Source organism: Reichenbachiella sp. MSK19-1 (genome assembly GCF_003590315.1).
GTDB classification, from domain to species: domain Bacteria; phylum Bacteroidota; class Bacteroidia; order Cytophagales; family Cyclobacteriaceae; genus Reichenbachiella; species Reichenbachiella agariperforans.
This window is the reverse complement of sequence record NZ_MIER01000002.1, coordinates 1,129,160-1,150,799: the sequence shown is the minus strand read 5'-3', so window position 1 is coordinate 1,150,799 and position 21,640 is coordinate 1,129,160. Positions and strand designations below refer to the sequence as shown.

18 protein-coding genes are annotated in these 21,640 nt (G+C 41.9%); 9 read left to right on the top strand and 9 right to left on the bottom strand.

Translation table 11 applies throughout. The annotated features are described in order from the left end of the window. Positions 1 to 190 precede the first annotated feature (190 nt). On the top strand, positions 191 to 3,733 hold the full coding sequence (locus BGP76_RS04860; protein WP_119843809.1) for a nitrate reductase: 3,543 nt from the start codon (positions 191 to 193) through the stop codon (positions 3,731 to 3,733). Between the two features lie 125 nt (positions 3,734 to 3,858). Beyond that, entirely contained in the window at positions 3,859 to 5,277 is a 1,419-nt protein-coding gene (locus BGP76_RS04855; protein ID WP_119843808.1) for a rubredoxin domain-containing protein, read from the top strand. Positions 5,278 to 5,307: 30 nt separating this feature from the next. Here the strand turns inward: BGP76_RS04855 and meaB are convergent, their stop codons facing one another. Next, on the bottom strand, positions 5,308 to 6,309 hold the full coding sequence (gene meaB / locus BGP76_RS04850) for a methylmalonyl Co-A mutase-associated GTPase MeaB (RefSeq protein ID WP_119843807.1): 1,002 nt from the start codon (positions 6,307 to 6,309) through the stop codon (positions 5,308 to 5,310). A 236-nt stretch (positions 6,310 to 6,545) separates the two neighbouring features. On the opposite strand from meaB, the gene BGP76_RS04845 reads away from it, so the two are divergent. The 3 genes from BGP76_RS04845 to BGP76_RS04835 all read left to right on the top strand — a co-directional run bounded on the left by BGP76_RS04845 (position 6,546) and on the right by BGP76_RS04835 (position 9,758). Beyond that, on the top strand, positions 6,546 to 7,790 hold the full coding sequence (locus tag BGP76_RS04845) for a CHASE2 domain-containing protein (protein WP_139280853.1): 1,245 nt from the start codon (positions 6,546 to 6,548) through the stop codon (positions 7,788 to 7,790). Between the two features lie 28 nt (positions 7,791 to 7,818). Beyond that, positions 7,819 to 8,739 (top strand): hypothetical protein, encoded by a 921-nt coding sequence (locus BGP76_RS04840; protein ID WP_073118810.1) that lies wholly within the window; start codon positions 7,819 to 7,821, stop codon positions 8,737 to 8,739. A gap of 119 nt (positions 8,740 to 8,858) precedes the next feature. Further along, a complete protein-coding gene (locus BGP76_RS04835; protein WP_147407374.1) occupies positions 8,859 to 9,758 on the top strand; it encodes a hypothetical protein in 900 nt (299 codons plus the stop codon). A gap of 55 nt (positions 9,759 to 9,813) precedes the next feature. Here BGP76_RS04835 and BGP76_RS04830 read toward each other — a convergent pair whose 3' ends face one another. The 5 genes from BGP76_RS04830 to BGP76_RS04810 all read right to left on the bottom strand — a co-directional run bounded on the left by BGP76_RS04830 (position 9,814) and on the right by BGP76_RS04810 (position 14,639). Further along, complete coding sequence (locus BGP76_RS04830; protein ID WP_119843805.1) at positions 9,814 to 10,740, bottom strand: aspartate carbamoyltransferase catalytic subunit; 927 nt, start codon at positions 10,738 to 10,740, stop codon at positions 9,814 to 9,816. Then, positions 10,740 to 11,285, bottom strand: a complete 546-nt coding sequence (gene pyrR / locus BGP76_RS04825) for a bifunctional pyr operon transcriptional regulator/uracil phosphoribosyltransferase PyrR (RefSeq protein ID WP_073118816.1) — start codon at positions 11,283 to 11,285, stop codon at positions 10,740 to 10,742. The genes BGP76_RS04830 and pyrR overlap by 1 nt, the downstream gene beginning before the upstream one ends. A 70-nt stretch (positions 11,286 to 11,355) precedes the next feature. Continuing rightward, positions 11,356 to 12,915 carry a hypothetical protein gene (locus BGP76_RS04820; RefSeq protein ID WP_119843804.1) on the bottom strand — a complete coding sequence of 520 codons (1,560 nt, stop codon included), beginning with the start codon at positions 12,913 to 12,915 and terminating at the stop codon, positions 11,356 to 11,358. 1 nt (position 12,916) lies between these two features. Beyond that, positions 12,917 to 13,324 (bottom strand): EVE domain-containing protein, encoded by a 408-nt coding sequence (locus tag BGP76_RS04815; RefSeq protein WP_119843803.1) that lies wholly within the window; start codon positions 13,322 to 13,324, stop codon positions 12,917 to 12,919. 82 nt (positions 13,325 to 13,406) lie between these two features. Further along, positions 13,407 to 14,639 (bottom strand): pitrilysin family protein, encoded by a 1,233-nt coding sequence (locus tag BGP76_RS04810; RefSeq protein WP_073118821.1) that lies wholly within the window; start codon positions 14,637 to 14,639, stop codon positions 13,407 to 13,409. 150 nt (positions 14,640 to 14,789) lie between these two features. On the opposite strand from BGP76_RS04810, the gene BGP76_RS04805 reads away from it, so the two are divergent. The 4 genes from BGP76_RS04805 to BGP76_RS04790 all read left to right on the top strand — a co-directional run bounded on the left by BGP76_RS04805 (position 14,790) and on the right by BGP76_RS04790 (position 18,023). Then, complete coding sequence (locus BGP76_RS04805) at positions 14,790 to 16,079, top strand: aminopeptidase P family protein (RefSeq protein WP_119843802.1); 1,290 nt, start codon at positions 14,790 to 14,792, stop codon at positions 16,077 to 16,079. A gap of 84 nt (positions 16,080 to 16,163) precedes the next feature. Next, the gene (locus tag BGP76_RS04800; RefSeq protein WP_119843801.1) at positions 16,164 to 16,745 is read left to right on the top strand and encodes a DUF4389 domain-containing protein; all 582 of its coding nucleotides are present in this window, start codon (positions 16,164 to 16,166) and stop codon (positions 16,743 to 16,745) included. A 4-nt stretch (positions 16,746 to 16,749) separates the two neighbouring features. Beyond that, positions 16,750 to 17,235 carry a DUF4870 domain-containing protein gene (locus BGP76_RS04795; protein WP_119843800.1) on the top strand — a complete coding sequence of 162 codons (486 nt, stop codon included), beginning with the start codon at positions 16,750 to 16,752 and terminating at the stop codon, positions 17,233 to 17,235. Then, a complete protein-coding gene (locus BGP76_RS04790; RefSeq protein ID WP_119843799.1) occupies positions 17,235 to 18,023 on the top strand; it encodes a M48 family metallopeptidase in 789 nt (262 codons plus the stop codon). The genes BGP76_RS04795 and BGP76_RS04790 overlap by 1 nt, the downstream gene beginning before the upstream one ends. 10 nt (positions 18,024 to 18,033) lie before the next feature. On the opposite strand, the gene BGP76_RS04785 is transcribed toward BGP76_RS04790, so the two are convergent. The 3 genes from BGP76_RS04785 to BGP76_RS04775 all read right to left on the bottom strand — a co-directional run bounded on the left by BGP76_RS04785 (position 18,034) and on the right by BGP76_RS04775 (position 21,488). Next, positions 18,034 to 19,740, bottom strand: coding sequence for an RluA family pseudouridine synthase (locus BGP76_RS04785; protein ID WP_119843798.1), 1,707 nt, complete (start codon positions 19,738 to 19,740; stop codon positions 18,034 to 18,036). Between the two features lie 288 nt (positions 19,741 to 20,028). Beyond that, on the bottom strand, positions 20,029 to 20,466 hold the full coding sequence (locus BGP76_RS04780; protein WP_073118833.1) for a VOC family protein: 438 nt from the start codon (positions 20,464 to 20,466) through the stop codon (positions 20,029 to 20,031). A gap of 32 nt (positions 20,467 to 20,498) precedes the next feature. After that, positions 20,499 to 21,488 (bottom strand): aldo/keto reductase, encoded by a 990-nt coding sequence (locus tag BGP76_RS04775; RefSeq protein ID WP_119843797.1) that lies wholly within the window; start codon positions 21,486 to 21,488, stop codon positions 20,499 to 20,501. Positions 21,489 to 21,640: the final 152 nt, after the last annotated feature.

Genomic DNA, 21,640 nt, shown 5'->3' with positions numbered 1-21,640 from the left:
ATTCCTAGCCATTACGTTTATCGTAATGGCTTTTTTATGTCATTTGACATAAAACACTACGTAGTTGTAAACATATTTTATACGTATCAATACTTATTTTAAAAATGTAATTATGTATATTTGTACGTATAAAAGAGGGAGTCATTAATCACTTCCTTCTATGAAACAGTAACTACTTATTCAAATTCATATGAGTTCTACTTTCACTAGCAGAAATATCACCAAAGCGAAAACTACTTGTTCATATTGTGGAGTCGGGTGTGGTATGGAAGTAAGCATAGACAAGAAAGGTAAAATAGAACTCGAAGGTATCGAGGACCATCCTGTCAACCGGGGAATGCTATGTTCGAAAGGGCGAAACTTGAACTATGTCGTTCAAGATCAATCTGACAGACTGCTACACCCTGAGATGAGATGGTCCAAGAACCACCCTTTGCAAAAAGTAGACTGGAACACGGCGATAGACCGTGCCGCAGCTGTTTTCAAAACATTCATAGAGAAACATGGACCTGACTCAGTTGGTTTCTACGTATCTGGCCAGTGCCTAACCGAGGAGTACTACCTCGTCAACAAGCTAACCAAAGGTTATATAGGTACTAACAACGTAGACACCAACTCTCGACTCTGCATGAGTTCGGCAGTGATGGGATATGTCAAGACACTAGGTGAAGACTCAGTACCTATCTCCTACGAGGATATAGAGATCGCAGACACCTTCTTGATTGCTGGAGCAAATCCTGCATGGTGTCACCCCATCCTATTCAGACGAATAGAGCAACACAAAGAAAAGAACCCAGACACCAAAATCATTGTCATCGATCCACGAGTCACAGACTCTTGTTCCTTGGCAGATCTTCACTTACAACTACGGCCAGGCACTGACATCACACTACTCCAAGCGATCGGTAGAGTATTGATTGAAAATGGCAACATTGATTTGGACTTCATCCAAAATCATGCAGATGGTTTTGAAGCATACAAGGGCGAAGTATTCAACACGACGTTAGAGGATGCAGCACTGATATGCGATGTGCCTGTAGATGACATCAAACTAGCAGCGCAGTATATCGGGAATGCCAAAGCCTATCTATCGATGTGGACAATGGGACTAAACCAAAGTACACAGGGTGTCAACAACAACCTAGCACTCATCAATCTCAACCTCATCACAGGACACATTGGCAAGCCAGGCTCAGGCCCTTTTTCTCTCACAGGTCAACCCAATGCCATGGGAGGACGAGAAGTAGGCGGTATGGCCTCTCTCCTAGCCGCTCATAGAAAACAAGCCAGCCCTGAAGACAGACAAGAAGTCGCTGACTTTTGGGGTGTAGATTCTGTTCCTGACAAACCTGGATTAACCGCCACACAGATGTTTGACGCACTGGACTCTGGCGAGCTCAAAGCCATCTGGATTATCTGCACCAACCCTTCGGTGAGCATGCCAGATGCCACACTAGTGGACAGAGCGATGAAAAAAGCCAAATTTGTCATCGTACAAGATATTTCGAGAAAGTCAGATACAGTGAAATATGCCGATCTCGTACTCCCCGCAGCAGGATGGTTGGAAAAAGAAGGTACCATGACCAACTCTGAGCGTAGAATCTCCTACCTGCCCAAAATGGTTGATGCACCTGCAGAGGCACTCCCTGACAATGAAATCCTACTTCGTTTTGCCAAGAAGATGAGATACAAAGGATTTGATTTTGAAAACACGGAGGCAATCTACCGTGAGCATTGTGCACTCACCAAAGGAACGAACATTGACATCTCTGGGCTCAACTACGACCGTCTAAAGAAAGAAGGATCTGTACAGTGGCCAGTACCTAGCGAAGGACATCAAGGGACTCCACGACTATTCGAAGACAAACAATTTTACACGCCCAACAAAAAGGCACAGATACTTACCACTGGCGTATCCAACGACGCAGACATGCTTTCTGAGGATTTCCCACTCATATTAACCACTGGCCGAATCAGAGATCAGTGGCACACCATGACGAGAACAGGCAAAGTCAGTAAACTCAACAAGCATATTGCCAAGCCTTATCTAGAGATTCATCCGAAAGATGCTGAAAAACGGGGCATCACAGAAGGAACTCCCGTCGTAGTAACAGGTAGTCGCGGTGAAGTCAAAGTCACTGCTACGCTAACCGAAAAGATAAAACGTGGAGTCGTATTCCTACCGATGCACTGGGGCAAAATTCTCAATAGTGATTTTGGTCGAGCCAACAACCTAACCAACAAAGCATTTGACCCTATCTCAAAGCAACCTGGATTTAAGTATTCAGCAGTCCAAGTAGAGAAATTCGTCAAGGAAAAACAAAAAATCGTGATCGTCGGTGCAGGAGCAGCAACTTACCGCTTTCTCAACACCTACCGATCACTAAACGAAGAAGATGAAATCCATGTTTTCTCGAAAGAGGAATACCCATTCTATAACAGAGTACTCCTACCAGAGTACATCAACCAGCACAAGCAATGGGAAGATTTGTTAAAATTCAAGTACGGTGAACTCGAAGAGCTCAACGTCCACCTACATACCTCATGTAGCATTGACAAGATCAACCGAGAAGATAAAACAGTAATCGATCAGTTCGGCACAGAGCATGACTATGACATCCTGATCATGGCGACTGGTTCAAGAGCATTCGTACCACCTAACGTACCTATAGATAAGCCTGGTCTCTTCACCATGAGAGATAGAAAAAGTGCTGATGATCTCAAAGCATTCACAGGCAACCAAGGACATGTCATCATCGTAGGCGGTGGATTACTCGGGTTAGAACTCGCCTCTGCCCTACGCGAAATAGACATTGAAGTATCTATCATCCAGCTATCTGCCAGACTGATGGAGAGACAGCTAGACCCTATGGCTAGCACATTGCTGCGTGACCTTATGGAAGACATGAGCGTCAACGTCTACACCAATGATGAAGTACAGGGACTCCGTTCTTTCGAAACAGAAAAACGTGTAGAAGCTGACCTCAAAAGTGGCAAAACCCTACATGGCAATGCTGTAGTATTTGCCATCGGCACACGTCCCAACTCAGAGATGGGCCGAGAAATCGGTCTCGAATGTGGACGTGGGATTTTGGTCAACGACTACTTACAGACCTCAGACCCTACGATCTATGCCATGGGTGAGATTGCAGAGTTTAACCGCACACTAAATGGCACTACCGCAGCAGCAGAGGACATGGCTGATATCTCCGCTCGACATATTTCGGGCAACCTCACCGCGATGTATCAGGGCACAGTATCTATGAATATCTTGAAATTTCCCGATTTGGATCTCTGCTCTATCGGTATGCCCGACCCTCCTCCTAGCATGAAAGATTTCGAAGAGATTCTATTCATAGATAAGTCTCAGAAGTACTACAAAAAGTGCATCATTCACAACGACAAGCTGGTCGGGGCGATATTGATGGGAGACAAATCTGAATTCGCTGAGTTCAAAGAACTCATCGAAAACAATGTAGAACTTTCCGATAAACGCAAAGAGCTGTTGCGTTCTGGTGATGCTGGAGAACCTATGCTCGGTAGTTTGGTCTGCTCATGCAACAATGTAGGGACTGGCAACCTCTCCTCTGCTATAGAAGGCGGATGTAGCACACTTATTGATGTATGTCAAGCGACAGGTGCAGGACTGGGGTGTGGCAGCTGCAAAGGTGAAATCCAACAAATGATCAAAGCACATCAAGCCAAAAAAATAGAAGAAACTATAGAGGTGTAAAAAAATTGTCAAACCCTGTTCGAAGTGAATCTGCCATTTTGTGTCCTCAAAAAGAATTCACTTCGTTCAGAATGACATTTGAAATTACTTTATACTTTTGAGAAAACATTGAATAGTTAACTGCAATGAAGAAAAAGGATTTGGTTAGGGTATTTGTGAAGGGGGGAGTTCTGTCGACAGGTGATTTCCTAAAAATCATCAACACCGCACAAAAGTTAGGTAGTGAACACATCCATCTGGGCTCTCGTCAAGACATACTTTTTCCTGTCAAGGAACAGTACAAAGACAACCTCGATGAGACCTTTGAACAAATCCAGACGGAGTACCAAATCAATGAATTTACCCACCAAAACATTCTTAGTTCATACGTAGCATTAGACATCATGCCGCATCGGGTTTGGCTAGTCCCTCACGTATTTCACTACATTCTAGACAGTATACAAGTCAAATCCCCCTACAGAATCAACATCGTAGATCCACTGCAAAGCATGGTCCCACTGTTTACAGGGAACATAAATTTCATTGCCACCAAACAGGATAACTACTGGTATCTATATCTACGATTTAAAACAACCAATAATGAGCCCATTGCTTATTCTAAAATCATCTATGGCTATGAACTACATAAAGTAGTAACTCTGATCTCTGAGATGAAAGTCGAGGAAAACCAGTTGAGTGCTGAGGATATATTCGAAGCAATCGACCAACTGGACCTCACCAAACAGAATGTAGTAGAAGAACTACAATATCCAAAAGCATACTTCCCCTACTACGAAGGACTGAACCGTGAACCTGGCGGCACTTATTGGTTAGGACTCTACTGGAGGAATAACAAATTCTCCATTAATATCCTAAGAGATATCTGTCAGCGTTGCCTCGACACAAACGTGGGCCGTGTGAGCCTGACTCCATGGAAAGCCTTTATCATCCAAGGGATACGTGCGGAGCATATCATCGGCTGGGAAAAACTCATGGGTAAGTCTGGCATGAATCTACGGCACTCATCACTAGAACTCAACTGGCACTTACCTGTGATGCATGAGGAGTGCCTGCAACTAAAGAACAGCCTTGTCAGAGCACTAGATCAACAAGATATCAGTACATCAGGTCTGACTTTTTCGATCAAACCAAACGACGATATACACCTATTTACTTCCGTGGTAATAGAGTTTGATGAAGCACAAAATATCAACGACAGACTATACAACATCCTATACTCCACGGATTTTAATCCAAATGCTGGCGAATATCAAACCTATGTAGCAGGTGCTACACGAGAGGTACTTCCCGCACTGCTTATCGAACTGAGTCACCTCTACTACGAACAACTCGAAGAGCTACCTGTCAAGAAGAATACCAAGACCTCTGATTCAAAAGGCAAGCAATCAGTGAAACACCAGTGTAGTAGCTGTATGACTATCTATGACGAAACCTATGGGGATGATGCTGCAGATATTGCTGAAGGCACACACTTTGAGGATTTGCCCGAAAGTTATCTATGTCCAACCTGTGGAGATGGAAAATCAAGCTATCAGAGACTGTAGATAGACTCTAAAATATGCGAAGCAAAAAAATCACTCATCACTAGACAAGTCCTGCTGTACAAACCAATCCATATAAGAGGCAACAGCAGTAAAGGCATCAAACTCACCTTTATCTAATCTAGTGAAGTAGACAGCCATCTGTGCCTGAACTTTGGGATGTTGGAGAAGAAAAGCCTTCATACCATCTTGCACAGTTGTTCGAAAGAATATTTCGCGCTGTGCTCCTCTAAGTTGAGCCAAACGACCGCTTTTCATCCATTTGAGATACCGCTGTTTTATATCGGTATATACTTCTTTGATCCCAGAATGCGCTATGGCAGAGCAGACCATCACCATCGGTGAATCCCCCTCTTCCTGAGTTGGCAGATAATGTAAAGCCTCGATCAACTGCCTTTTGGTGAGTTCTGCAGCATGAATAAGCTCTCCATCGCATTTATTAACCGCTATGCCGTTCGCCATCTCCATTACTCCTTTTTTTATCCCCTGTAGTTCATCCCCAGCGGCAGGTTGCACAAGGAGTAAAAAGTAATCGACCATATTTCGAACGACGAATTCTGACTGCCCTACTCCCACCGTCTCTATGATGATGTAATCAAACCCCGCCGCTTCACAGAGCAAAATACTTTTGTATGTGCTAGGATTAACACCACCTGCATAACTCAAAGAGGCACTCGGACGGATATAAACATCTGGATGTACCGTCAGGGATAGCATACGCGTCTTATCCCCCAAAATACTACCGCCGCTCTCTGGACTACTCGGGTCTACAGCCAAAATCGCCAATCTATGCCCAGAATCTATGACCTCCCGTCCAAAAGCTTCTATAAAGGTGCTCTTTCCTACTCCAGGCGCCCCTGTGATCCCTAATCGTACTGCTGACGTATCCTTCATGGAGAGTTGGGACAAAATATCGTTGGCTAATTTCTCATCCTGAGTGACGTTACTCTCTACGATAGATATGGCTCGAGAGAGTGCGTTTCTGTCACCCTCTCGGATCGCTCCCAAATAATATGATGCCATCTTTCTTTTCATCTCTCGAAATATAGTCTTAAAATTAAACTTCCACTCGAACTACAATGACCATTGCTTAGTAGATTATTTTTTCTTCTCCATGGAATCATTATGTTTATAGCTTGAATACTATTGTTCATCGAGAAAAAAACAAGTCAGCACGTTTATTTACATCTTATCCCTAATTTTACAGTTGTTGGTTACTATTGTCGCTGAAGACATATCAACAAACGATCATAACCTTAATCAAATCTAGAATGTTCAAAAAATTCTGGCTCGACACCATTTATGCCTTAGCCTTTATCCTAGTCCTAGCGTTCATCGTTACGCAAGCCTTCGCTTTCAAAATCTTTGACGTGTTTGATCCTATAGGAGATGCCTTCAAAGACATGGAGAGTACAGACATTGTGTTTTCGCAACTACGAGAAGACCCACTAGCAGAAGAAGATTTGATTCTGGTCAACATTGGTAATCTTAACCGTCAAGGGATCGCTGACTTGGTCAACATTATCAATGCAGCAGAGCCAAGAGTTATTGGCATGGATATGTTTTTTCCAGAACTAAAACCTGACACCCTTGGGGATTTAGCTTTGTCCTATGCTTTTTCCCAAGTAGAAAACCTAGTCTTGGTGAGTAAGCTCGAACAGCCTAACGATAACAACACGTTTGACTCACTGGCACTATCTCATGAAATTTTTAGTCAGTATGGAGAATCTGCCTTTGCCAACTTCATAACAGGTGCTGCGGATCAAGATGACATCAAAGTATGTAGAACATTCGCTCCAAAAGAATATGCCAATGATGAGCTACAATACGCCCTATCTGTAAAACTGTCCTACTATATGGACTCAGTCAAGACCATGAACTTCCTCGAGCGTAACAAAGAAGTAGAAGTCATCAACTACCGAGGCAACATCTTTGATTATGGCGCAACGGAAGCACCCATAACCTACTTTGCACTGGACTGGTATCAAGTGTACGATGGACAGTTTGCTCCAGAACTCATCAAAGACAAATGCGTTCTCTTTTGCTTCTTGGGCAGTGAACTCGGAGACCGAAAGGCATTGGAGGACAAATATTTTACACCGCTTAACGCCAACTATGCAGGTAAAGGACATGCAGATATGTTTGGAGGAGTCGTTCATGCCAATGCCATGTCTATGATACTCTCAGAGGACTATGTGGATCAACTAGGTGATAACATCACCTACATTATAGCCATCATTTTACTCTACATCAATGTTGTATTGTTTGTCTTCATTTATAAAGTCATGCCAAAATGGTATGATGGATTAACTAAACTTATACAATTAATAGAAGCTTCTACGTTATTCACTTTAGGATTGATACTGTTTAATAGCTATAGCTTTAAGGTCGATACGACTTGGATGATATTAGGAGTACTAATCGCCGGAGATGCATTAGAAGTGTACTTCGGAGTTGTTAAAAATCTTTTCACAAAAGAAGGACGAAAGGAATTAACACAAGTAAAGAAATTGTAAATTTGAAAATTCATTAATACATTATATCATGAGAAACAAACTAATATTTTCAACTCTTTTGATATTCTTGCTAGTCAATACCAGCTTCGGACAAGGATTCGTATTTAGAGTATTAGCCAGTAAGGGTGCCAATCAAGTAAAAAAGGCCAGTGGAGAGACTACCCCTCTCAAAACAGGGGCAACACTGATGAGTGGTGATGAGCTGATTGCAGCAAATGGTGCTTACATAGGATTGATGCACAAAACAGGTAGAACCATAGAAGTAAGAAACTCTGGTGTTACTAAAATCACAGACTTAGAATCCAAATTAGCCAAATCACAAAGCGATGTAGCAAACAAATACGCGCAATTCGTGATGAATAAAATGAACGAAGACGATGGTGATGTCAATAGCAACTATCGTCAAAACATGAAAGCAACTGGTGCGGTCACTAGAGCAGCTAGTGACGGATCACTAAAAGTCATGTTACCAAGTTCTGTAGACATTCTAAACCCAAATGCCATCATAAGATGGACTCAGGCTCCAGATGTAGAAAACCCACAGTATGTGGTTAGCATCAAGAATATTTTTGATGAAGAAATCTACAAAGCAGAAACGGAAGACACTAGTCTAGCAATCAACTTTGATGATGAAAACCTATCAAGTGAAAGACTGGTTATTCTGAGCGTAAAGGTGAAAGATCAAATGGATTTGGTATCTGGAGACTATGGAATCAAAAGAATCTCTGCTGATGACGCTTCGGCTATCAATGAAAATTTAGAAGCTTTAAAATCTGCAGTCCCAGATGATTCACCGCTTAATAAGCTCATCTTCGCATCGTTCTATGAAGAAAACAATCTTATCTTGGATGCTTTGACACAGTACGAAGAAGCAATTGAATTGTCCCCAGAAGTTGATGACTTCAAGATGATTTATGATGACTTCTTAATCAAAAACGGATTACAATAAGACACAAGAGAAAAATTAATGAATTGAACCGCATCTTATGATGCGGTTTTTTTTGCTCTTTTCTTATTGTGGATTACATTTAATTAGTAATTCGTTGCTCCAGCTAAAATACGACAGTCATGGCAAGAAACATTTGTTTTCTTTTCTCAGCACTTTTAGTGCTATCTATTGATTCCTTTGGTCAAACCTTTGAATTTAGAGTGCTTGCCAACAAAGGAGCGAATAAAGTTCAAAAAGCAGGAACAGGTGAACCCGTATTCCTCAGAACTGGTGTCAAACTCGATGATGGAGACCAAATCACCGTTGGTGCCAATCCCTATGTCGGGTTAATGCATAAGTCTGGTCAAACACTGGAAGTAAAGTCTCCTGGAACTATGACCGTAGATGAGCTACTCAGTAAACTAGCGGGCACAGACAATGAATCATCTAACAGATATGCGAAATACGTCCTCAAAAAAGCTGATGGAAGTACGGATGTTAATGGAAACTTCAAAGAGGCGGTCCATAGAGCCAATAGTACTGCCATATCACTCATGATCCCTCAGTCTGTACAGATATTCAATCCCGAAATTATACTTAGATGGAATTCAGTAAGTGACAGTGCCTACTACTACATCACGATCAAAAACATCTTCGATGAAGAAATCTACACTGCAGAAACAGACAAAACACACTTATTCATCAACTTCAATGACGAAAACCTCATGCAAGAGGAACTCATCACGATCAAAGTAACAGTCAAAGGAAACGAAGAACTCTTCTCTCCTAATTACGGAATAGAAAGGCTTCCTGCACCAGAACATGCCAAAGTGCAACGAGAACTTGACGAGGTAAAAGCCGACATCCCATTTGATTCACCGTTGAACAAATTGATTCTAGCTTCATTCTACGAAGAGAAAGGGTTATTATTGGATGCGATCACTCAATACGAAGAGATCATAGAAGGGTCTCCTGATGTAGATGATTTCCAAACCTTATATGGACAATTTTTGATCAATAATGGTCTCAGCAAACTCTAATAGGTTTAGGCAAACTTTCTAAACCCCTGAGCTGGTATATAATATTGAGCTTGGGCTACCCTACCGTCCCTGCTAAAAGGTACAATACAGCCATCCGGACTGCTACGCCATTCTCCACCTGATCTAAAATTATCGAATGGTGAGAATCTGCGACATCACTCGTCAGTTCTACTCCCCTATTGATAGGACCTGGATGCATGATTACTATTTCCTTATTCAGGCTATCAAGCAACTGCTTGTTCACCCCAAAATATAAGGAATACTCTCTCAAAGATGGAAAATATTTAATCTGCTGGCGTTCCAGCTGTATCCTCAACACGTTGGCGATATCACACCATGCCAAAGCCTCTCTCACGTCTGACACGATCTTCACTCCAAACGAAGACAGATACTTAGGAATCAAAGTAGCTGGCCCACATATCATTACATTTGCACCCATTTTTTGCAATGCAAAAATATTGGACAGTGCGACTCTAGAGTGAATAATATCCCCGATGATAGCAACGTTTTTCCCTTCCAAGTCACCTACTCGCTCACGCATAGAATATGCGTCCAATAGTGCCTGTGTAGGGTGCTCATGTGTACCGTCACCGGCATTGACAATATTAGCACTGATATGATTGGCTAAGAAATGAGGTGCTCCAGGTGAACTATGTCGCATCACGATCATATCCACTTTCATTGCCAAAATATTATTAACCGTATCGAGCAAGGTCTCACCTTTCTTGACAGAGCTCCCTGAGGAAGAGAAGTTTATTACGTCGGCAGACAATCTTTTTTCTGCCAGCTCGAAAGACAACTTCGTCCGCGTCGAATTCTCAAAGAAAACATTAGCGATCGTAATATCTCTCAGGGAGGGCACTTTTTTGATCGGTCGATTGATGACATCCTTGAAATTATCGGCAGTCTCAAATATCAAATGGATATCTTCCTTTGTCAGATCCTTGATACCCAATAAATGTTTACTACTTAAATGACTCATTATTTAGACTTATCGATCAACCAAATTTTATCTTCTTTCTTTCCCTGTTCGGTGAGTTCTACGAGTACTTTTTGAGAAAACACCGTATTCACCTGCTTGCCTACATAAGTAGCCTCCACAGGGATATCTCTACTGTATATTCTATCTATTAATGTCAAAAATTCTACTTTGGCAGGTCTCCCAAAAGCACTCATTGCATCCATCGCAGACTTCACTGATCGCCCAGTGTACAATACATCATCGATCAGTATGACTTTCTTGTCTTCGATGATAAATGGAATCTTGGTTTCGTTAGGCGTGAGGGGCTCATCACGTCTTCTAAAATCATCTCTATAAAACGTAATATCTAAGTAACCGAGTTCAATGGGTCTCTTGATAATCTCTTCTAATTTAGATTTGATTCGCTCAGCGAAGAAAACCCCCTTAGGCTGCAAACCAATCAAAACCGTGTTTTCGAATAAGAAATGATTCTCAATAAGTTGATGACAAAGGCGAGAGATGGTGATACTTAAGTGTTTCTTATTAAGTAGAAGTCGTTTCTGCATGTGCTTGAAATTAGGCAAATATAGAGAGTCCACTTACATTTTGAAAAGCATTTAGCTGATAAGATTTGTGCTATTCCATATCGTACTCTACCTTATTGATATAGAATACCTTTCGATTGAGCTGAACGTTATCATCATGCTTGTTCTTTATTTTTTGCATTCCATAAGCATAAAAAGACTGTCCATACCACCATTTAATTCCTTGCATACCGGTAATATTTTCGCGTACCTCATCGGTCTTGTATTTCAATTTGATATCATTGATCGTTTTACCTTCTAGTACGCTGTCCCCTTGGATTAATTTTGTTTTTAGTGAGTTGTCAAAAGCATACATCAAGACAATATCATTCGGCCTTACACTGACTTGTACGTTTTCTCTCAAAGGAAATATAAGTACATCATTGATTTCAAAACTATTGTCCCATAAAATCTCACCATCCTTGTTGAACGCTACCACTATAGCATGCGTATAATTGTACCCTAACAGTTTTGGCTGTGCATAAGTGGGCTGCTGTCCTGTCTGATTGTAAGGATTATTCATACTACCCTGCACACTGGTTGTACTCGAATACTTAGGATAATAGGCCTCTCCTATCAAAATATACTCATCACCCCGTTTAACAATATCGTGTACCATCAAACGATAGTTTAGTTTTAAATTCTTACCATTCCCCCTCTTTTTCTCTATTTTCTTTTTCATTTTCTCCTCACGCCTATCTGTCAGATAGGAAAAGAAATTATCCAAATCACCATAACTATAATACTTGATAAACTCCTGTTCTCCATACACTAGTTTGGAGACATAAAGCCCTCTGGATACATCCGAATGGCGCGCAGCATAAGTCCCTGCGATATACTGAACACCTCCTTCAAAATTAGTTGGCACACCATCGATGAGGCTTTTTTCATATTCTGTCTGAATGGTACTAGTATGAAGTGTTCGTCCTTCGCTCGAAAAAATCTTGAGAGACACTGTCACATTCTTTTTGTAAGATTTCTCGTTCAAAACGACGGTGAATATTTCCTCTTCGTCATTGACTATGATATCGACAATCTTGCTTTGATTGTTATACACACCTGGTAGCACTTTGGCTTTATCTCCATTCAGTTCGTAGAAAAGTACTACTGGGCGGTTATTGGATTCTCCACCGAAAATGAGAGAGTGCTGAATCACCTCAAAATGTGAAAGGTTCATTGGCAAAACAGTATTGATATGGTAATCCGACAGTGCTCCATTCTCCTTATCCACCTTGATCACATATAGTTCTTCGAGATTGTATTCGTGATCCGTAAACAGTAAAAAGAATGATTCACCGTTAAAGTCGTGCCCTATAAAGTTCATACCATACTCCACATTGACATCAACATGCCAGTTTTCATTGAGCGCAGTGTCTAGATAGTATAATCCCCACGCAAATCCAGTTTGCGTACGAATATTCGTCTGACGCACCAAAAGCAACCCCTCGTCATCTGCCTGTACTGTTTCAAAACTCCGGTCTTGATTACTCACCTCATATTCCAGTCGGAGGGGCTGGGATATAAATGAATCATATTCTTCGATGTCTTGCCCTAAAATTATTCCCTGACACCAGCACAGCAACACTACCGATAGACCCCATATTTTACTCATATTATGCATCTCCTAGTTTTAGAATAACATCAAATTCCTCTTTTTTGACTGGTTGTACAGATAACCGAGAATTGTGAACAAGTACCATCTCCTCGAGACGTTGATCATTTTTGATTTGATCCAAAGAGACTGGATGAACTAAAGGTTTGACTGGGACTAAATCGACCACTACCCATCGATCATCGTCAGTCGTAGGGTCTGAGTAGAATTCTTTGACAACCTGAGCAATACCAACTACCGATTTTTCATTTACACTATGGTAAAACAGCACCTGATCATCGACTTTCATCGCCATCATTTGCTTGCGTGCCGCATAATTGCGTACACCGTCCCAATGATCTTTTCCTAAATTGACGAAATCGTCCCAAGAATATGTATTCGGTTCTGTCTTGACTAACCAATAGTTCATAATCACATCGTTCTAACTGTCCTACTGGTATGAAGTTGCTAAAAAAACCGCAATTAGAAAAGTGATTCAGGGACAACCGAAGCTATTTGTTGGGAATATAGATAAGCTCGCACATCTCCTCTATATTTAGCATGTCTTGAGCCAAGTCCCTCATCTGATCTGCCGTCACTTGGTCTACTTTCGCGAAAACAGACTCCAAGGATTCTATCTTGTTGAAATTCAATATACTTTTAGCCATCATCAGCATATAGTGCTGGTTGTTCTCTTCCGAGATGGCCAATTGACCTTTGATCTGATCCTTGGCTACTTGCAGCTGCCTTACGCCGAGGGTTTCGTTCTTAAGCCTGTCAAACTCACGCTTGACGATATCCAAGGACTTCTTGACCTTCCTAGGTTCTGTCGCATAAAAAAGCGAAAACAATCCTGTATCCGAAAAAGTCATAAAATTGCTCTCTGCATGGTACACCAAACCGTATTTTTCTCGAAGAGAAAGGTTTAGTTTAGAAGTCATGCTCTGCCCCCCCAGTATATTATTAAGCACAAAAAATGGGACTCTATTTTTTGAATGAATATCAAAAGCCCTAGATCCCAAAGCAATATGCGCTTGCGTGATATCACGTTTTTCGGATAGCTGCTGTGCATTATACCCATTGACTACTACACGAGTACGTTCACGAGTAACTTCTGGAACTGGCTCTAAGTATTTGGTCACTGACTTGAGCAAATCAGCCATCGAATAACTCCCCATCGAAGATAGAACAATGCGCGAAGTATCCATATTCTCATCCAAAAACGAGTGAAAGTCCTGAGACTGAAAACGCCTGACACTTTCTTTCGTTCCTAAAATGTTATCTCCCAATGTGTGTCCTTTAAACACCAATGAATCCAACTGATCCTGTATGGCATCCTCTGGATCGTCCAGATACATCGACATTTCTTCTAGGATCACTTGACGCTCCTTCTCGACCTGAGTCTCTGGAAAGATTGAATTAAAAGTAATGTCACTCAGCAGCTCTACCGATTTATCGAGATGCTTGTCCAGAATGGTCGCATAAAAGCAGATTTTCTCTTTGGTCGTATAAGCATTAAGCTCTCCCCCCAGAGATTCTAGTCGATTGATAATATGATACGCTTTACGCTTTTTAGTCCCTTTGAACGCCATGTGCTCCCAGAAATGAGCAATCCCTTGCTGTCCCTCTTTCTCATCCCTACTCCCTATATCGAGCATGATGGCACAGTGCGACACTTTGGTGTGAGGTACTTGCTTATGTACTATTCGGATTTTATTGGGTAGTTCTATCAGTTCGTAATCCACGTATCGATTTTCTTAAATTTTTAAGGAGGCAAAATTAGCTAAAATAAGTTACCCGAAACAGGGTATCGACTTGTGGGATTATATTCCGTTTTGTATCCAAAAGACTTTATTAACAATTAATTTTACCTCACAACATTTAACAATACTCAGATGAAATACCTCCCCATAAGCAAAGATCTGTTTTTAAAAAACAGAGCCAAATTCAGCAAAAGGTTAAAACCTAGTTCAGTAGCCGTCTTAAATTCTAGCGATATAATGCCTACCACGGCAGACGGCACCCTACCTTTCAAGCAAGACGCTAACATCTTCTACCTATCTGGGATCGATCAGGAGGAGTCTATCTTACTCATAGCACCTGACTTCCCTAACGAGAACATGAGAGAGATCCTATTTCTTCGCAGAACCAACGAAGAAATCGCTATTTGGGAAGGCCACAAATACACCAAAGAAGAAGCACAGGAAGCATCAGGCATCAAGAATATCATGTGGTTGGATTCTTTTGAAAGTACATTCAACACCATTCTCGCGGAGACCGAAAACATCTACCTAGACAGCAACGAGCACATCCGTAATGCCTCAGCTGTAGAGACACGCAGCATGCGATTCAACAAATGGTGCCAGTCGCTGTACTCACTGCATCGCTATGAACGCATCGCTCCTATCCTCACAGATCTCAGATGTATCAAAGAACCCGAAGAGATCAAACAACTACAACACGCCTGTGATATCACCGAAAAAGGGTTTCGAAGAATATTAGAGTTCACCAAACCAGGTATTTGGGAGTATGAAATCGAGGCAGAATACATTTATGAATTTCTCAAAAATAGAGCAACAGGGTTTGGGTACGAACCCATCATTGCATCAGGCGCTAACTCCTGTGTATTACACTATGTCGAGAACAACAAACAGTGCAAAGATGGTGATTTAATCCTCTTCGATGTAGGTGCAGAATATGCCAATTATAATGCCGACATGTCTAGAACCATTCCTATCAACGGTCAGTTCACCAAACGACAAAAAGATGTCTACAATGCGGTACTAAGAGTCAAAAATGCAGCAACCGAAATGTTAATCCCAGGTAATGCAATCCCTGAATACCACAAAGAGGTTGGCAAAATCATGGAGAGCGAATTACTAGCACTCGGGCTACTTCGCAAAGTCGATATAGAAAAGCAGGATCCGAACAGTCCAGCATACAGAAAATATTTCATGCATGGCACTTCACATCATTTGGGAATCAACGTCCATGATGTCGCTAGTATCTACAAAAAATTCGAACCCGGCATGGTGCTCACAGTAGAACCTGGTATTTACATACGCGAAGAAGGAATCGGCATCCGTCTAGAGGACAACATTGTAATCACTGAATCAGGACAGAAAAACCTCATGAAAAACATCCCAATTCACGCCGAAGAGATAGAAAGTCTAATGAATATCTAAGGAATCTAGGTCGAGTACTTGCAGTCCTCGACCATATCATTGTATCTTCAAGGTTTATAATTTTATAACAAATCACTAACCATTATGACTTTTGAAGTTAAACATCAAGACAGCTATTCTAGAGGAGAATTACTTTTACGTTCCTTTTTTGGAATGATTTACATTGGATTTCCTCATGCATTCATTCTGTTGTTTTTAGGGCTATGGGGTCAAATTTTAAGTTTTATCACTTTTTGGGTGATCCTATTTACGGGCAGTTATCCTGAATCATTTTTTGAATACCAACTCAAACTCATCAAATGGAGTACCCGAGTCAATCTCAGGCTATATAACATGGCTGATGGCTATCCTTCATTTGGTTTAGAATCCGAAGACGAGGCTTTCCAATTAGAAGTACCTTATTCAGAGACTACAAGTAGAAGCTCTGTTTTGGTTCGTTTTTTATTTGGCTGGCTATATGTAGTACTACCACACATATTTGTACTCATATTCAGATCCTACGCCACTATGTTTCTTATGTTCTTAGCCTTCTTCTCGGTTTTGTTTACGGGCAACTACCCAGAGTCGTGGTTTAGGTTCAACGTAGGTACCCTGAGATGGGGTATTCGTATCAACCTCTATTTGAGCTACATGACTGACACTTACCCTCCATTCTCAGGTAAATAACAGTATGGAATATCACGAATTAGAACAACCAGACAATCTTTCCAAAAAGGAAAAAGAAGATGCTATGGGAGCCTATTTGATGATGTTTGCGGCAATGGGAGCTGGCCTCCCCTTGCCTATTATCAATCTAATAGCTGCGGTGATCTATTACTTTGTGCAGCAAAAGAACTCTCGCTTCGTTAAGTTTCATAGCATGCAATCTCTATTCAGTCAGCTTCCTACTACACTGATCAATGCAGGAGCACTTTATTGGACCTTGCAGATTTTCTTTTTCAAGGATTTAGAGATTTCCGATCCATACATAGGCTACCTCATCATGGCTGGGATTTTAAACATTCTATATTTCATATTCAGTATTATAGGTGCGGTCAAAGCACGAAAAGGACATATGTACTACTTCTTGTTTTTTGGAAAACTCTGCTATCATCAGGTCTATAAAATCACGAATACTTCTGAAAAGAATACTGTCCGCAATCAACCTCCTATGTGATGTCTGGAAAAATTTGGAAAGAACTCCTCATACTACTAGCGATATTCGGTCTGATCTGGATAGCCTTTTCCTACTACAACTATGAGATAGATGCCAACCCCTTTGCGATCAAAGCAGAGACAGAACAGGAAATGGCGGACTTTATGAATGAGTACATGCTCCAAGATTTCGAAACAGTTGATCAGGCACCACTAGACTCAGTCCTCGGAGTGATCATGACTAGACTCACGACACATATGGATACAGTATCCTACGACTATCAGATTCACGTCATCCGAGACAGTCAGATCAATGCCTTCACATCCCTCAATGGTAATATTTACATTTTCACAGGATTGATAGAAGAGCTTGGATCCGCAGAAGAACTGGCTGTAATTCTAGCACATGAAATCGGTCACGCAGAGCAAAAGCACGTCATTGAGAAGATAGCCAAAACTATAGGTATGGAAGCATTTTTTTCTATTGCCACTGGAGGTGACGCAGTGCTCATGTCAGAGTTGGCTAAACTAGGAATCTCTACAGCATTTGATCGAAAAAATGAAGAAGCAGCGGATGATTTTGCACTAGAGCTAGCCAAAAAAAGCAAAATCAATCCACGTCGATTAGGACAGTTTTTTATCCGTCTCAAAGGAAAGAATAGTACGGCACTTGACGATTTAGAATTTATCCGAACCCATCCACTGGATAGTGACAGAATACAAAAATCGTCTGATTACAAAACGCCCAATTCCTTCGAAGAGAAACCACTTAACATAGATTGGGATCAAGTCCAACAAATGCTTCCATGAATAACCTAGTTTAAAATTCAGCATCACGCTGAAAGGACATTTTCTCCTTCGTCACGGGATGCAAAAATTCTATCGTCTCAGCATGGAGGTACAAGCGATCCGCACGCTGCCCATAAAGATCGTCTCCCACCATGGGCACATTGAGCCCTAAAGGGTGTGCTGCATGTACACGCAACTGATGTGTACGCCCTGTTATCGGATAGAAATAAATACGCGTGAGCCCGTCTTTTCGATCCAGTACTTTCCATTTAGTCTGAGCTGGCTTGCCATGGGTATAGCATACCAACTGCCTTGGTCTATCTTCTAGATCTACTCGCAATGGTAAATCGATCGTCCCCTCGTCCTTTTCCACTATCCCCTTAAGTACCGAGAGGTATCGTTTCTTGATCGTATGCGTAAGAAACTGCTCCTGCAGTGCCTTATGTGCATCTTTGGTCTTGGCGATGAGCATCAGCCCAGAAGTAGCTCTGTCTAGCCGATGTACCATCACAGGCCCTGTCATATTCGGGAATCGCTCGGTCATACGCTCCGATACCGAGTCAGAACTATTTCGACCTGGCACGGAGAGCAAATCAGCAGGTTTATGTATTACAGCCATCACTTCATCTTCATAGATGACGTCAATTTCCTTTTCTTTGGTAGATAAATATTTGATCGGGCTTTCATCTAAGGTCATACCATCTAACATGTGTGTGAGGATAGGTTCGCATTTCCCCTTGCACGACGGATAAAAAAAGCCGTGCTTTCGAATCTCTGAATTCGGCGACTGTCCCCACCAAAACTCTGCCATGGCGAGCGGTTGCATGTCATGTTTGAAAGCATATTGTAGCATCTTAGGCAGCGCACACTCGCCAGCACCAGACGGTGGTACTTGCAAAGGTGTCTCCACGAATATATCCATCAGGCTCTTGGTCTCTCCCTCTATATTGAGAAACTGATACTGATCAAAAATCTCTTGCTGTAGATCGTAAGAGCGTTGCTTTCGTGCTTTTTTTAGTTTATTGATCTCGGACTCAAACGCCGCTAACTCAGCACGGCGTGTTTCGAGCCTTTGCTTCCAGCTTCGATTCAGATCCTTCTGACCAAAATGCATCTGACTACTTTCATGGTTGAGTTGCTTTTCGAGTAGCTCGAAAGCGTCTGCATCCAGTGTCTCTTGTCCTTCCAGTCTTTTGGTTTTCCGTGCTTGTTTGGCTGCCTTCACTTCCGCTTTCTTCGCAGCGATTTCCTCGGCTGCTTGTTGCTCTTCGGCGGACAGCATTGATTTGCATGCCAAATAATCCGGTAACTTCTCCAATGCCCAGACTTGTTCATTGATCGCCATGATTTCCTTTTCGCCCTTGCGGTAAAAACTATCCATCTCCAAAATATCAACTACGGGCGGCACGAACCCCTTATGTAAATTGACTCCAGCCAGCTTTCCCGAAAAGGCAGTCAAATAACCAACCTCCCCAGCTTGATTTCGTACCAGTAACACGCCAAACATCTTACCAACGTTCGGTGCATCGACATACGCATCGAACCCAAAATCATGTTTCCATTCGCGTTGTTCTTTGAGATGTGTCTGCAACGCTTCGACCGCCAACAAACAGAGTGGGTGCGGTTCGTAATAAAATGGAAACGTAAATCGCTCGGGCAATGTATAACTATCTATAGGTACCTGAAATCGCTTAAAACAACCTCCTCCCGTTTTTTCTGCTATAGACTCCTCACGCATACCCTGTTGATCTGAAAATTTTAAAAACACAAAGCTACTATGCTTTTGCGTGCTATATTTATCATTATGAAAAACTTATCTTGAAACAACAGATCGGTATTTCAGTCCTCTGTCTTGAATGCGAGTGATCACTGCATGTTCGAGCGCGCGTCAAGCTGGTACACTCAGCAAAGAGAGGAAACCCTCAGTAGGCTTTCTCTCTTGTTCACACTGAGGACACACTGGTCAGTCACTACTTTCGTAGTACTGGTACTCCTTGCTGCATGTTCTCAAAGTTTAAACACTTACTCATTTGGCAGCACAATTGAGCATCCATTGGATACCGTACCGATCCGTACAACTTCCAAAATAATCTCCCCAAAACATCTCTGCCAGTGGCATAGTGATCACGCCATCTGATGCTAGCTTAGAGAATAGCGCATCGGTCTCTTCTCTACTATCCATCTGAATACTGATATGCACGTTGTTCCCCTTGTTCAATTTGAATCCCATAGAGGCAGGGGCATCACATCCCATCAAACTATGCCCTCCAAGTATGGGTAGTTCGACGTGCATGATCAAATCCTTGTCAGACTCAGGGATAGCTGGCATATCGTCCGAAGGAGGAATATCGCCAAACCGTGAAAACCCATCCCCAGCGAACTCTCCGCCAAAAATGGTTTTGTAATAGTTAAATACTTCTTCGGTCTGATCCGAGAAATTCAAATAGGTGTTTACGCTTGCCATGGTTGTTTATTTAAGGTGAATATTTTTTACATCTAAACGTACAATTTTTCTACATGGCTACTGATGAAAGCTAATTCTTCCGCTGAAAGTTTCACATCTATGGCCTTAGCGTTTTGAATGGCTTGTTCCGCATTTCGCGCACCCGCTAGTGCTATGGTGATACCGGGTCTTTCGATCGTCCATCGTAGCACCAACTGTGAGAGTGAGGCATTCTTTTCGTCAGCGATTGGTTTGATCTTATTCAGAAAATCATTGGTCTTTTGGAGAAAATCAGGTTGAAAATGCGGATGGCTCGCACGATGATCTCCTTCTTGAAACTTATAGTCAGGTGTAATCTTACCTGTCAACAAACCACGCTCCATCGGACTATAAGCCAACACTGATTTGTTTTGTTCGATACAGAACGGTACAGTCTCATCCTCTACTCCACGGTTCACCATACTAAACGGAATCTGGTTAGATACCAAAGACACCGCTTGCTCCGCCTGCGTCATTTGTGCTACATCATAGTTACATACGCCCGCTTGTCGCACTTTTCCCTGCTGAATCAACTGTGCCACTGCTTCGAATGACTCATCAATAGGCGTGGTACTATCCGCCCAGTGGATCTGATAAAGGTCAATATAATCCGTCCCCAGTCTTTTGAGACTGTTTTCACACTCGGCGATGATACTTTCTTTCCCTGAATATTTGTAGATGGCTATGTCCTTGCCTTCATTGTCTTGACTATCGAAATAGTGTTCGCCTTTGTTCAAGTCCCATCTTAATCCGAATTTAGTAAGTATCTGAACCTGATCCCGAGGCAAATCTTTGATGGCCTCTCCTACGATCTCCTCACTCGTTCCCTGACCATAAATCGGAGCAGTATCTATAGAAGTCATCCCATGATCATAGGCGGCTCTGATAGCTGCTACAGCTTCTGATCTTTCGGTATGTCCCCACATCCATCCTCCAGCTGCCCATGCACCGAAAGTAATCACTGATACCTCTAAGTCTGACTCTCCTAATTTTCTAAACTCCATGATGTATTTTATTTTTTTGATTTCTACGTCGAAGATAATGAAGGGTTATAGGATTAGAAAAGACAATTTGATGAAACGTAAAACAAGCGATGACAATGGACATTTGTATCAAACGCACAGGGTAGAATTTTCTTTGCAACACACAAGCCATA